This is a genomic window from Microbulbifer guangxiensis (assembly GCF_021729075.1).
Classification (GTDB): Bacteria; Pseudomonadota; Gammaproteobacteria; order Pseudomonadales; family Cellvibrionaceae; genus Microbulbifer; species Microbulbifer guangxiensis.
Window position 1 is genome coordinate 96,720 of record NZ_JAJSAQ010000002.1, and the last position, 13,653, is coordinate 110,372.

At 60.7% G+C, this 13,653-nt stretch carries 12 protein-coding genes; 8 read left to right on the plus strand and 4 right to left on the minus strand.

Translation table 11 applies throughout. From position 1 onward, the window contains the following. Positions 1 to 109 precede the first annotated feature (109 nt). Positions 110 to 853, minus strand: a complete 744-nt coding sequence (locus LVD12_RS04625) for a hypothetical protein (protein ID WP_237066029.1) — start codon at positions 851 to 853, stop codon at positions 110 to 112. Positions 854 to 1,124: 271 nt separating this feature from the next. On the opposite strand from LVD12_RS04625, the gene sodB reads away from it, so the two are divergent. Both sodB and LVD12_RS04635 read left to right on the plus strand, forming a co-directional pair. Further along, positions 1,125 to 1,706: a superoxide dismutase [Fe] gene (gene sodB / locus LVD12_RS04630; protein ID WP_237066030.1), complete on the plus strand. Its 582-nt coding sequence runs from the start codon at positions 1,125 to 1,127 to the stop codon at positions 1,704 to 1,706. 112 nt (positions 1,707 to 1,818) lie between these two features. Beyond that, complete coding sequence (locus LVD12_RS04635) at positions 1,819 to 3,720, plus strand: DUF885 domain-containing protein (RefSeq protein WP_237066031.1); 1,902 nt, start codon at positions 1,819 to 1,821, stop codon at positions 3,718 to 3,720. Positions 3,721 to 3,861: 141 nt separating this feature from the next. Here the strand turns inward: LVD12_RS04635 and LVD12_RS04640 are convergent, their stop codons facing one another. Then, positions 3,862 to 4,797 (minus strand): universal stress protein, encoded by a 936-nt coding sequence (locus tag LVD12_RS04640; RefSeq protein WP_237066032.1) that lies wholly within the window; start codon positions 4,795 to 4,797, stop codon positions 3,862 to 3,864. A gap of 172 nt (positions 4,798 to 4,969) precedes the next feature. Between LVD12_RS04640 and LVD12_RS04645 the strand changes: the two genes are divergently transcribed. From LVD12_RS04645 to LVD12_RS04655, 3 genes are read left to right on the plus strand one after another with little or no spacing between them, the layout of a single operon-like run. Beyond that, positions 4,970 to 6,481, plus strand: a complete 1,512-nt coding sequence (locus LVD12_RS04645) for a thymidine phosphorylase family protein (RefSeq protein WP_237066033.1) — start codon at positions 4,970 to 4,972, stop codon at positions 6,479 to 6,481. Beyond that, positions 6,478 to 7,401 carry a ribose-phosphate diphosphokinase gene (locus tag LVD12_RS04650; RefSeq protein ID WP_237066035.1) on the plus strand — a complete coding sequence of 308 codons (924 nt, stop codon included), beginning with the start codon at positions 6,478 to 6,480 and terminating at the stop codon, positions 7,399 to 7,401. Before LVD12_RS04645 ends, LVD12_RS04650 begins: the two co-directional genes overlap by 4 nt. Continuing rightward, the gene (locus tag LVD12_RS04655; protein WP_237066037.1) at positions 7,398 to 8,753 is read left to right on the plus strand and encodes an MBL fold metallo-hydrolase RNA specificity domain-containing protein; all 1,356 of its coding nucleotides are present in this window, start codon (positions 7,398 to 7,400) and stop codon (positions 8,751 to 8,753) included. The genes LVD12_RS04650 and LVD12_RS04655 overlap by 4 nt, the downstream gene beginning before the upstream one ends. 22 nt (positions 8,754 to 8,775) lie before the next feature. On the opposite strand, the gene hda is transcribed toward LVD12_RS04655, so the two are convergent. Both hda and LVD12_RS04665 read right to left on the minus strand, forming a co-directional pair. Further along, positions 8,776 to 9,501: a DnaA regulatory inactivator Hda gene (gene hda / locus LVD12_RS04660; protein ID WP_237066039.1), complete on the minus strand. Its 726-nt coding sequence runs from the start codon at positions 9,499 to 9,501 to the stop codon at positions 8,776 to 8,778. A 1-nt stretch (position 9,502) separates the two neighbouring features. Beyond that, a complete protein-coding gene (locus LVD12_RS04665) occupies positions 9,503 to 10,600 on the minus strand; it encodes a DUF2066 domain-containing protein (RefSeq protein ID WP_237066040.1) in 1,098 nt (365 codons plus the stop codon). A gap of 302 nt (positions 10,601 to 10,902) precedes the next feature. Here LVD12_RS04665 and purM point away from each other — a divergent pair, with 302 nt between their 5' ends. The 3 genes from purM to LVD12_RS04680 all read left to right on the plus strand — a co-directional run bounded on the left by purM (position 10,903) and on the right by LVD12_RS04680 (position 13,464). Beyond that, positions 10,903 to 11,952 carry a phosphoribosylformylglycinamidine cyclo-ligase gene (gene purM, locus LVD12_RS04670; protein ID WP_237066041.1) on the plus strand — a complete coding sequence of 350 codons (1,050 nt, stop codon included), beginning with the start codon at positions 10,903 to 10,905 and terminating at the stop codon, positions 11,950 to 11,952. Next, a complete protein-coding gene (purN, locus tag LVD12_RS04675; RefSeq protein WP_237066042.1) occupies positions 11,952 to 12,626 on the plus strand; it encodes a phosphoribosylglycinamide formyltransferase in 675 nt (224 codons plus the stop codon). The genes purM and purN overlap by 1 nt, the downstream gene beginning before the upstream one ends. 124 nt (positions 12,627 to 12,750) lie before the next feature. Next, positions 12,751 to 13,464 (plus strand): DUF3108 domain-containing protein, encoded by a 714-nt coding sequence (locus LVD12_RS04680; RefSeq protein ID WP_237066043.1) that lies wholly within the window; start codon positions 12,751 to 12,753, stop codon positions 13,462 to 13,464. Positions 13,465 to 13,653: the final 189 nt, after the last annotated feature.

Genomic DNA, 13,653 nt, shown 5'->3' on the forward strand with positions numbered 1-13,653 from the left:
GGATCAGCCGGGCCGATAACCTGGGGCAGTCAGCGCAGGGAGGGGTGGGGAGAGGATGAGAGCCGGGCGGTGTGACCGCCCGGCCCCGGATAGGATCCTGAATGGCTCCTTAGAGGGAGGATGCCGTGTTGCTGCCGCCGGACTGCAGGGAGCGCACTGCATCCCGCAGCTGGACCAGGTCCTTGTTGACGGAGCGGCGATAGGCGTCGATCGACTGTACCGCTTCCTCGTTCGCGCCAACACGGGCGGTCAGGTCGCTGCGCACGGAAGACAGCTGACGCTCCAGTCGGGCCAGTTTATCGGTCATCTCTCGCTGGCTGGAGGTGTTGCTTTTCTTCAGTTCGGCCAGGGCGCTTTCCACCGCGGCGATCTTGTTCACGCTGGAGCTCAGCCCACTGACCTTGCTGGCCAGGGCCGCAACCTCTTTCTTGGCCTGGGCAGCCGCCGCCTTGTTGGCCTCGATGCTCTTACGATTGGTGTCGTAGGACACACCCCACAACTTGCGGATCTCGGAGGCATTCTCCTTGACCCTGGCGTTCAGCACTTCAACGGAAGCGGTAGACTCCTCGTCGGACATTTCAAAGCGCTTCTCCAGCTCGGCGATGCGGTTCTCGGCATCGGACAATGCTGCGCGGCTCAGCTGCCACTGGTTATACAGGAAGCCGGAAGCACCTAGGCCGGCGAGGGCCAGAATTAGGGCGAACACACCGACCATCGAGACACCACCGCGGCTTTCCTCCGGCTCCAGCGGTGCCGGGGCCGGGCGCTGCGGGGCGGCGCCAATGGGCTTGTTGTCCAGTTGCGGCTCGATGGACGGCGCACCGCCACCTATAGTCGGCTCTTTGCGTTGCATACAGACTCGTACCTGCTAGTCACGCCACGGGAATCTATTCTTTCTCCGCAGGCGTAGATTGGTGGAATTCAGCGGCAAGTTATACCAAAAATTGACGAAAAAGTAACCGCCCAGACGATAAGATTCCCCCCTACTCTTGCCTTTGGGAAATCTGCCCCAAATAGAGGGGGCAAGCGCGCAGTTTGTGCGCCGGGTTAATTCTGCCACAGCCGGTGTGTAGAATGACCAGACTCACAAATCCAGACAATTCATACAGAAGAAGGAATACAGCATGGCTCACGTTCTTCCCGAACTCCCCTACGCGATGGACGCCCTGGAACCGCACATCTCCAAGGAAACCCTGGAGTACCATTACGGCAAGCACCACAAGACCTATGTCGACAAGCTGAACGGCCTGCTGGAAGGCACCGCTGACGCCGACAAGACCCTGGAGGAAGTGATCAAGTCCTCTTCCGGTGGTGTGTTCAACAACGCGGCCCAGGTCTGGAACCACACCTTCTACTGGAACTGTCTGAGCCCCAATGGCGGCGGTGAACCCACTGGCGCAGTGGCGGAAGCGATCACCAAGGCGTTCGGCTCTTTCGAGAAGTTCAAGGAAGAGTTTACCAACAGCGCCGTCAACAACTTCGGCTCCGGCTGGACCTGGCTGGTCAAGAAGAGCGACGGCTCAGTGGCCATCGTCAACACCTCCAACGCCGGCACTCCGGTAACCGAGAGCGACCAGACTCCGCTGCTGACCTGTGATGTCTGGGAGCATGCCTATTACATCGACTACCGCAACGCACGTCCGAAGTACATGGAAGCGTTCTGGAAGCTGGTGAACTGGGACTTCGTAAACCAGAATTTCTCCTGATCCCTGAGATCTGAAAGCGGGCACCATGCCCGCTTTTTGCTTTTGAGCCACCGCCCTCCGCGGTGGTGCTTCCCCAACCCATAACGATTTCAACCAGACGGGAATGCCAAACATGCAGTTCAACAAGACCCTGATTGCCGCGGCCATAAGCGCGCTGGTGATGACAGGCTGTGACCGGGCCGAAGAAAAGCCGGCTCCGGGCCAGGACACCGAAATCAGTGCAGAGGCCTCGACGGGCAGTGTGACCGCCGACCAGTCCGCATCCACAGAAGAAAGCTCCGTCAACCCGGAGGTGGTGGCCAAGGCCAACCAGCTGTTCGAGGATCATTTCGAGGAGCTTCTGCAGCGGACCCCGGAATTCAAGACCTTCCTCGGCATGAAGGAAGACTATGACAAGTGGAATAACCTCTCGCCCGAGTTCGAGAAGGAAACCCATGAAATCGTTCAGCGCCAACTCGCAGAACTGAAAAAAATCGACGCGAGCCAGCTGGACGAAGCCACGGCACTGAGCCTCAAGCTGGCCATCCGCAACAAAGAGCAGGATATCGAAGGTTTCAAGTGGCGCTTGCATACCTACCCTGTCAACCAGATGTACGCCGTGCACACCGGCGTTGCGTCATTGCTGATCAACCAGCACCGCATCGATAGTGTCGATGATGCCGAGGCCTATATCGCCCGATTGAACGCCCTGCCGGCGCATTTCGACCAACTGACTGCCAACCTCAAAGACCGGGCTGAAGCCGGCATCATCCCACCGAAGTTTGCCTTCCCCTATGTCATCAGCGACGGCAAGAACCTGATTACCGGTGCGCCCTATACCGATGGCAAGGACAGTACGTTGCTGGCGGACTTCAAGGGCAAGGTGGACAAGCTGGAAATCAGCGATGAACAGAAGCAGGCGCTGGTGGAGAAAGCCAAGGCCGCCATGCTGGATAGTGTCAAACCCGCCTACGAAAACCTGATCGCTTACCTCGGCGAACTGGAGAAAAAGGCCAGTACTGATGACGGCGCCTGGAAATTTCCCGATGGTGACGACTATTACGCCCATCGCCTGAATGTTTATACCACCACCGACATGACCGCCGACGAGATTCACCAGAAGGGTCTCGAGGAAGTGGAGCGTATTCACGGTGAGATGCGCGAGATCATGGAACAGGTGGGCTTCGAGGGTTCCCTGCAGGAATTCTTCGAATTCATGCGCACCGACGATCAGTTCTACTATCCCAATACCGAAGAGGGCAAGCAGCGCTACCTGAAAGAAGCCACGGCCATCATCGACAATATGAAGGAGCGCCTGGACGAGCTGTTTATCACCAAGCCGAAAGCCGACCTGATCGTGAAGGCCGTAGAACCCTTCCGCGAGAAATCCGCCGGCAAGGCGTTCTACCAGCGCCCTGCACCGGACGGCTCCCGCCCCGGCATCTATTACGCCAACCTGTACAACACCAAAGATATGCCCACCTACCAGATGGAGGCGCTGGCCTATCATGAGGGCGTGCCGGGCCACCACATGCAGCTGTCGATCGCCCAGGAGCTGGAAGGTATTCCCAAGTTCCGCAAGTTTGGCGGCTATACCGCCTACACCGAGGGCTGGGGCCTCTACTCCGAGCTGGTGCCGAAGGAAATCGGCCTGTACAAGGATCCCTACTCCGACTTTGGTCGCCTGGCCATGGAGCTGTGGCGCGCCGCACGCCTGGTGGTCGACACCGGCATCCACAGCAAAAAGTGGACTCGAGAGGAAGCGATCAACTACCTGGGTGAAAACACTCCTAACCCGAAGGGGGACCAGGTCAAGGCCATCGAGCGCTATATCGTCATGCCCGGCCAGGCCACGGCCTACAAGATCGGCATGCTGAAGATTGTCGAACTGCGCGAGAATGCCCGGGAAGCACTGGGCGACCAGTTCGACATCCGCGCGTTCCACGATGTGGTCCTCGCCAACGGCGCCGTGCCGCTGGACGTGCTCGAGGAGCTGGTCGACGAGTGGGTTGCAGAAGTGAAGGCCCAGCAGTAATTGCTGCCGTACACTGCCGTGGGAGTCCGGTCGCATCGGACTCCAACCTCATAGAAAACGGGCCCCATCGGGGCCCGTTTTTTTTGTGCCGCGAGCCCCGCATACCGGACAGCCGCGCACTATCGCCAGCTATCCCAGCCCTTACACCTTCACCGGTGACTTGTAGTCACTGGGCTTCAGTGCCAGCAGTGAGCAGCTGATGTGCTGAAGTATATTTTCTGCTGTATTGCCCATGATGAAACCCGGTATGCCAGTGCGGCCCACCGTTCCCATCACCAGGATATCCAGCTGTTTTTCCTCGATCAGCAGCGGGATAAACGAGTCCGGACGGGCAATGGCGTGGTGCACTTCCATCGGGCCCTCGATGCCGGCGGCATGGATCAGCGCGTCCAGCTTGCCCCGATGTTTGGAACCCGCCTTCTCCAGCGCCCGGTCGAGCTCCTCATCGGAGATATTGATGGGATAGTTGTGGCGCAGATATTCGTCCACGTCGTAGTCCCAGCACGACACCACGTGCAGCGTCCCACTGCAACTGTCGGCCAACGCCCTGGACAACCGCAGGAGACGAATGCTGAGGTCATAGGCACTGGGTTGCTCGTGCTCGGGATCCACCGCCACAACCACCCGGACCTCTTCACGGGGGTGTTCGATCCGCCGGCTCAGCCACACCGGGCAGGGGCACTTGCGCAGCAGCTCCATATCCATGGCCTTGAAGCCCTTGCGGTGATTGCGCCCCTCGACATTTTTTACCACCAGGTCAAAGTCTTCTTTCAGCACCCGCTGGATGATGCGCTCTGCGGGCGTATCGCCGGCATCCACATCGATCTCCGCCGGCACCTGCCCCTCATCGATCTTGAGCAGTTCCCGTGACTTCTTCAGCGACTGGCCGGCCCGTGCAATCAGTCCATCCGTATAGGCGCCCTCGTACTCCGTAAACCCATCCGGCAGGTCCGGGCAAACAACCACAATCGTCAGGGGGGCACCGCTGACCCGCGCCACACTCAGCGCCTGCATCAATCCGTCGCTTTCATCAACGGTACCGTGGCTGACAAACAGTATTTTGCGGAAGTTCTGCATATGCTGTTTAAACTCCTATCCCTGAGGCACATTCGGCTGATCATGTTACGCTCAAACCGGTACTGGTTGCGTATCGACAGCTTCTCATTATGGCGCTGTCGAAGCATCAAGGTCACGTGGCTGGCATGTATTTCATCCTCATGTAAGGAGCGCTGTAGCTTTTAGGCGATCGATGCGACATATCCCCCCGCTCACTGCGCACCTGATGGGTGTCGACACCCATGAAGAGCCCATTGTCTTCATGCGTAGTGACTGTGCCATCTGTCGCGCGGAGGGCTTCAGCGCCAACACCCGTCTGCAGGTACAGGCAGAAGAGCACAGTCTCATTGCCACACTCAATATCGTGAGCGACGAGCTTCTGGCTGAAGGCAGCATTGGGTTTTCCGACAGTGCCTGGGAGTTCCTGCAGCTGACTGAAGAACAACCGGTTCATGTCCGGCATGCGCCGCTGGTGCGCTCCCTCAGTGCCCTGCGTAAAAAAATCTATGGCCATGAACTGAACCCACTCGAAATCAAATCGATTGTTCACGACATCAGTCGACGCTTGTATTCGGATATCGAAATCGCCAGTTTCCTGACTGCCAGCGCTGCCGGCCACCTCTCTTCTGCTGAAGTCACCGCCCTGACCCGGGCCATGGTGAGCAGCGGCAACCAGTTGCACTGGTCCGGAGCCGAACGGATATTCGATAAACACTGCATCGGCGGCCTGCCCGGCAACCGGACAACGCCAATTGTCATCTCCATCGCCAGCGCCGCGGGGCTGATGATTCCGAAGACTTCCTCCCGCGCAATTACCTCACCTGCGGGCACGGCAGACACCATGGAGGAACTCACCGAGGTCGACCTGTCTCTCAAGCAGTTACAGGATGTGGTGGAACAAACGGGCGCCTGCCTGGCTGCTGGCGGCGAAGTAGGACTGAGCCCTGTCGATGACCTGCTGATCCGCATCGAACGGGCACTGGATCTGGACAGCCCCGGACAGCTGGTGGCCTCTGTATTGTCAAAGAAAGTCGCTGCCGGCTCTAACCACATACTGATCGATATGCCCGTAGGCCCCACCGCGAAACTGCGTTCCGTGGAAGAAGCCAACGAACTGGCCGCCCTGTTCCGTCAGGTTGCAAAAGCCATGAACCTGCAACTCCGGTGTGTGATCACCGACGGCACACAAGCCATCGGCTACGGTATCGGCCCCAACCAGGAGGCTCGCGACGTGCTCTCCGTGCTCCGCAACAGCCCCGAGGCGCCACCAGACCTCGCTGAGCGCTCCCTGTTTCTGGCCGCAAACATGCTGTCAATGGCATCCGGTGAAACCCTGGACGCCGTCCTGCCCAGAGCCAGGGAAATACTCCTCTCCGGACAGGCGTGGCAACAGTTTCAAAGAATCTGTACTGCCCAGGGGGGGCTCAAGACGCTACAAGAGGCACCCCATCACTGCCGCCTTCGGGCCCAGCGCACCGGCAAGCTGTTGGGCATGGACAACCGGCGACTCGCTCAGCTGGCGAAACTGGCAGGGGCCCCCAGCTCACCCCTCGCCGGACTGCGTTTACATGTCAAAGTCGGCGACAGCGTCATACCCGGCCAGCCACTGGCCACACTTTATGCCGACACACCGGGAGAGCTGGCCTACGCACGGGACTACTACCATCAGAACCGCGACCTGTTCGATATCGGGGTCACACCGTGAAACCACTCCTGATACCCATGGAGGCCGACCTTCCCCTTTCAACGCCACTCTGTGGGGCATTGGGGGCAGAAGCCATGGAGCTGGAGCGACGTCGTTTCCCCGACGGCGAGACTTACCTGCGTGTCATGGGCACGCTTGAGCAAAGGCACTGCATCGTCCTCGCGAACCTCACCAATCCCGACCCGGAAGTACCTGCCCTGTTGTTCCTGGCAGATACACTGCGGGAAATGGGGGCTGCCAAGGTTGGCCTGATCGCCCCCTATCTGTGCTACATGCGCCAGGACCGCCGTTTCCACCCGGGAGAGGCGGTGACCGCGCCCAGCTTTGCGCGCTTGATCTCCGCCTATTTCGACTGGCTTGTCTGTGTCGACCCGCATCTGCACCGCATTCACCATCTGGATGAGGTTTATTCCATCCCCGCTACGGCAGTCAGTGCAGCTCCGGTACTCGCTGACTGGCTTGCTAAACGGGACGAGCCCTGCCTTCTGGTCGGACCAGATGCGGAGAGCCGCCAGTGGGTCAGCACGGTAGCCGGGCACACGGGCAGCCCGATCGCGGTAGGGGAGAAACAACGCCTGGGAGATCGAACGGTTGAAATTACTTTTAAAGGACTCGCCGACTTTGCCGGGTATACCGCAGTACTGCTCGACGATGTGATCTCCAGCGGACACACGATTCTGGAGTCGGTGGAGAAACTGAAGGCTGCAGGCTTCTCCAGAATCGACTGCCTGACGGTGCACGGGCTTTACGCCGAAGGGGCACAGGGGAAACTCAAAGACGCCGGCATTCGGCATCTGCTGGCAAGCAATAGTATCCCGGGATCCGGGAACACCCTGGACCTGAGCCCCGTCCTGGCCCCGGCCATCAAAGCGCTGCTGAAGAACTTCGCCGAAACATCGCAGGGAATAGCCAAATCATGAATATCCTTTTTCTGGGCGCCACCGAAACCGTCACCGGCTCCAAATTTCTGGTCGAACACAAGGACACCCGCCTGCTGGTGGACTGCGGCCTCTACCAGGGCTACAAATGGCTGCGGGAGCGCAACTGGCAAGCGCCGGATTTCGATATCAATACCATTGACGGCATCCTGCTGACCCACGCCCATCTGGATCATTCCGGCTACATCCCGCGGTTGTACAAACTGGGCTACAGGGGGCCGGTCTTCTGTCACCCGGCGACCCGCGACCTCTGTTCCATCCTGCTGCCAGACGCCGGGCATATACAGGAGGAAGACGCCCGCTTCTACGCCCGTCACCGCCTCAGCAAGCACGCCCACCCCGAACCTCTGTATGACGGCGAAACCGCGGAACGCAGCCTGGAGCTGTTCCAGCCCATCGAATTTGGCGAGGAAGCCCAGGTCGGGGATATCACCTTCCACCTGCAGGGGGCCGGCCATATCCTCGGCGCCGGCAGCGCCATCCTGAAAGCCGATGGTAAACAGGTTGGATTCTCTGGCGACGTGGGCCGGCCGGACGATATCGTGATGTATCCCCCCGAGCCACTGCCCCCTCTCGACCTGTTGATGCTCGAATCCACCTACGGTGACCGCCGTCACCCGGACCTGGATGTCTGTGGCGAACTCAACCGGGTCGTCAACGAAGCCGTGTCACGGGGCGGGGTACTGCTGATCCCGAGCTTTGCGGTGGGCCGCGCCCAGATGCTCCAGCATATGCTGGTATCCGCCATGAAGGCCGGTGAAATTCCCAAGCTGCCGGTTTTTCTCGATAGTCCCATGGCGATCGACGCATCGCATATTTACCAGCGCTATCCAGAACTCCACCGACTCACTGAGTCACAATGCCGGGAAATGGGCCGGCTGGTCACTTACACCCGGGACGTCGAGGAATCGAAAGCACTGGAACAGATCACCTACCCCCACATCATCATCGCTGGCAGCGGCATGGCCACCGGGGGCCGGATACTCCATCACATGAAGCGGTTGCTGCCCAACCATCGCACGACAGTGCTGTTTGTCGGTTTTCAGGCAGGGGGCACGCGCGGAGCCCGGATGGTCGCCGGGGCGGACTCGGTGAAAATCCACGGGGAATATGTGCCCTGCAAGGCGCAGGTGGAGATGCTGGACGGGCTCTCTGCCCACGGGGACTTCGAGGACCTGACCCAATGGCTGCTGCAGTCGCGGCTCGAGAAGGGTACGAGAATCCAGCTGGTCCACGGGGAGCCCGATGCCGCCGATTGCATGCGGCTGCACCTCAATGATCACACCCCGTTCCGGGTGAAGGTGGCGCAGTACCGACAGATACTGCGCCTCTGAAAGGCCCCGGGCCGGTCGGCACTCAGATACCGAGCACCTCTTTGACAAAGGGAATGGTGATCTTGCGCTTGGCCATCAGTGAGGCCCGGTCGAGGGTTTCCAGGCACTGGAACAGCGCCCGGGTATCGCGCGGCGCCCGGTGCAGGATGTACTGGGCCACATCCTCCGGCAGGTCAAAGCCACGCAGGCGGCTGCGCTGGCGCAGAGCCGCCAGCTTGTCGCTGTCCGACAGCGGCTGTAACTGGAAGGTGAGCCCCCACTGCAGGCGGGAATGGAGGTCTGCGAGCGTCAGTTCGAGCCCCCGCGGCGACTTGCGCGCCCCCAGCAGCAACTGGCCGCCGCCGTCCCGCACCCGGTTGTAGAGGTGGAACAACGCCTCCTGCCACGCCGGCTGCCCCTCCACAAGGTGCAGGTCATCGATACACACCAGCTCCAGCTGCTCGAGACCATCCAGCATCACGGCGGGATCCATGGCCATCAGCTCTGACAGAGGCAGGTACTGGAAGCTCCGGGCTGCCTCCTCTGCAGCCTGGCAGGCGGACTGCAGCAGATGGCTGACGCCACTACCCGGCTCCCCCCAGAGATAGAGCACCTGCTCGGGTGAGTGGCCGGAAGCGAAAGCCTGCAGCGCCACGACCACCTGGCGGTTGGTGTCCTCTCCGGAGAGGTAAAAATTATCGAAGGTGGCATCGTCGCGCAGGGAAACCCCCAACGGCAGCTGCTGCGGCGCGCCTTGCTTGTTGCTCATCTCAGTGCCAGCGATAGCGCAGGGGATTCTCCGCACTGCCGATCGGCGCCCGGTAACCAGTGAGATCGATCGGGTCCTCTTCCGCCCCGGCACTCAGCCGGCGGTTCAGGGCCAGAGCATCGCGCAGGCGATCCAGACTCACGGTCGGGGTCACGGAAAAGCGCAACCGGTCGTTATCGGCCGCCAGCAGTTCGGCACCGCGAACCTGGGCCAGCCCCTGCAGGTAGGCGATGGCACCGGTGTAATCGGCGAACTCGTTGATACCGGAAAGCTCCAGCACCAGCGCATTCTGCGGGCCGGTTTCGCCATTGGTGTGCACCGCATAGCGCTGGGCCAGCATGTTCGCGGCCCCATCGATGCCCTGCTGCGCAACTTCCTCGAGGGAGTTACCAGTGGCATCAAACGCATGGGCCCGACCGCCGTGAATCAGCAGCCAGTTGGCCTGCCAGCGGTCCGTGGACAGTTCCAGTGCACGCCCCATCAGGGTGGCATCCGGCCGGTAACGCACACCGGCCCGCTCCGCCGCGCGCTCGTCCTGGGCCCAGAGGTTGCCCAGCGGCATGGCACTGCGATCAACGGCATCCATGGCCGGGAAGTCCACCGGCAGGCCGCGGTCGATGGCCATGGCCTCCAGTGCCGCAAAGAGCTCCGGCGAATCCTGCTCACCCAGTGCCGCGCGCCCGCCCTGCAGGGTGTCTGCCGCCAGCCAGACCAGAGTGCCCGGGCGATTGTTCGGCCACAGCGGCAACTTCAGGGCGTGGACCCGCTCAGACACCGCCTGGGGGTCGTAGGACAGGTGCAGATAGAGCTGGTTTTCCTCTACTTCGTAGCGATAGCTCTGCAGAAAGCGCTGTGCCCGCTGCAGTTCGGCGCGCAACTGCGGGTCACTGCCGATGGCGGCATCCCCAGTAACGCGCACGAACACCCGCTCCAGGCCCCGGCGCGCCGCATCTGCGCGGTCCGTAGCGCCACGGCTGGGCACGGCCTCAACCACCTCGTACAGGTCCGCCACCACCCGCGCCTGGGCAGGCATCACCAGGGCGCACAGCAACAGCGCTATCAAATGAGCCGCCAGTCCGTGCCGGAGCAGCTTGTGCATCGGATCTCTCCCAACATCGTGTTTCTTGACGGGCCAATCCGCCCGACAGTGGTCTGGGGCGGGAGATTGGCCGCGGAGCAGGACCTCAGCCTGCCTCCGAGCGGCTATTGTATCAGTGTCGGCTTTTTCTCCCAGCCCCGAGTTCGCACAATGGCACACCAGCCGCGTCGACGGCCCATCCTCGGGGCTCAGGGAGACAAATCCCGTCCGACAGACGGCAGATCGGCACAGGGCGTGGCTACGCGGGCGACTCCGGGCTAGAATACGCGCCCTCTCGAATCCCCCCATTTGCAGGAAGAATCATGAGCGATTCCAAACCCCAGTCCCTCAGTTATAAAGATGCAGGTGTCGACATCGACGCGGGCAATGCGTTGGTCGACCGCATCAAGCACGTGGCCAAGCGCACCCAGCGCCCCGAAGTCATGGGCGGACTGGGTGGGTTTGGCGCCCTCTGCGAGCTGCCTTCCGGCTACCGCGAGCCGGTACTGGTATCGGGTACCGACGGTGTCGGCACCAAGCTGCGCCTCGCCATGGACCTTGGGGTTCACGACACCATCGGTATCGACCTGGTCGCAATGTGTGTCAACGACCTGGTCGTCGCTGGTGCCGAGCCCCTGTTCTTCCTCGATTATTACGCCACTGGCAAGCTGAATGTGGATGTGGCTGCCCAGGTGGTGACCGGTATCGGCCGCGGCTGTGAGCTGGCAGGCTGTGCCCTTGTGGGCGGAGAGACCGCCGAGATGCCCGGCATGTACGAGGGTGACGACTACGACCTGGCCGGCTTCTGTGTCGGCGTGGTGGAAAAATCCGAAATCATCGACGGCAGCAAGGTCAAGACCGGCGACAAGCTGATCGGCCTCGCTTCCAGCGGCCCCCACTCCAACGGTTACTCCCTGATCCGCAAGGTGCTGGAGATCAGCGGTGCAGACCTGCAGCAGGACATGGGCGGCAAGACCCTGGCCGAAGCGCTGATGGCGCCGACCCGTATTTATGTGAAGAACCTGCTCGAACTGATGAAGTCCGTCCAGGTCAATGCGCTCAGCCACATCACCGGCGGCGGCCTGCTGGAGAACCTGCCACGGGTTCTTCCCGAGGGCGCCAAGGCGAAGATTGATGTCAGTAGCTGGGAGCTGCCGCCGGCTTTCCGCTGGCTGCAGCAGGCCGGCAATATCGATGGTCGCGAAATGTACCGCACCTTCAACTGCGGCGTTGGCATGGTGATCTGTGTGCCCGAAGCCCAGGCAGACAAGGCGCTGGAAACCCTGCGCCAGTTGGGCGAGGAAGCCTTTATCATCGGCAGCATCGAGTCTGCAGGCGATGGTGAAGAGGCCGTGGAACTGGCGGGGCTCTGATGTCAGAGAGCACTGGGAACGACCGCTGCCGCGTGGTGGTCTTGATCTCGGGCAGCGGCACCAACCTGCAGGCCATCATTGATAGCGCAGCCGACGCGGAGTGCCCCTACCAAGTCTGTGCCGTCATCAGTAACAAGCCGGAAGCCTATGGACTGACGCGCGCCAGCGACGGGGGCATCGAGACCGCGGTGGTCAACCACCGCGACTACCTGGATCGGGAAGGGTTCGATACCGCGCTGATCGAGGCCATCGATCGGTACGCCCCTGATCTGGTGGTGCTTGCCGGTTTCATGCGCATCCTGACACCGGGCTTCGTGCGCCATTACAGTGGCCGGCTGCTCAACATCCACCCATCACTGCTGCCAAAGTACCAGGGCCTGCACACTCACCGGCGGGCCCTTGAAGCCGGCGACCGGGAGCACGGTGCCACGGTGCATTTTGTCACCGAAGAACTGGATGGCGGCCCGCCTATCGTCCAGGCCATTGTGCCCGTGGAAGATGGTGACACCGCAGACACACTCGCACAGCGGGTCCAGATGCAGGAACACCTCATTTACCCCCTGGCGGTGCAGTGGTTCGCCGAGGGCCGGCTGCGCATGAGTACCGACAGGGCTGAGCTGGACGGCCACCCCCTCCCCCCTTCCGGCCACCGCATCGACAGCCGCAGAACGTAATCGCACTAAACTTCCACGCCGGTGTCAGAGTTTCTACAAGCTTTGGCACCGGCGTACCCGAGACCTCAACAGGAGCGGCCGCCGGATGCTACAGTATCCCGGGCCCGGACAACTGGAGGTCAAAGTGCCATTTCATCGACTTGCCACACTGGTCTCGATTTTTGCCGCATTACTGGTGGCGCCGCTGGCCAGCGCAACAGAACTCAAGCCATTCCAGGCCGTCTACGAGGCCCGCTACGGCGCGCTGGAAGTCACGGCCACCCGCTCTCTGTCAGGCAAAGCCGGTAACTGGCGCCTGGATTTTCAGGCAGACTCCTTCTTTGCCGACATCAACGAGTATTCCCGCTTCCTGAACCGGGATGGCCAGCTCTCACCGATGCACTATGAATATCGCCGCACCGGACTGGGGCGAGACCGGCATACGTCCCTCAATTTCGAGCCTGCCGAAAAGCGTGTCGTCAATCTCACCAATGCAAAACGCACGCTGGAAAATGCCCCTGAAAAAATACAGGACAAGATCAGTTATCAACTGCAGCTGGCGCTGGATGTTGCCGCAGGAAAAGAAGATCTCGAGTACGTCGTCACAGACGGCAAGAAACTGCGCGAGTACCGCTTCAGGATTGCCGGGGAGGAAACCCTCAAGACCCCTCTCGGTGCCGTGAAAGCCATCAAGGTACAGCGGGTCAGGGAAGAAGACGACGACCGGGAAACCAATATCTGGTTTGCCCCGGCCTGGGACTATGCGCTGGTAAAACTGGAGCAGGAGGAAGATGGCGAAACCTATCAGATCTCTTTGACCGAATTGATCATCGACGGAAAAAACATCGACACTCCCTGAAACACTTCAAAATTCCCGCCAAAAAGCTGAAAAAACCATGCCACCGGATGGATTTACGGTGGCTGTTTCTTTATAAAGTCGCCGCTTTCCTCAGGTACGCATCCGCGACAGTGTCGTGCTGCTAGTATTTTTTTTGTACCAAGGAATACATTGCGAGAATTGAGAGCTTTGTAAAAAAGCTTTCCTGCC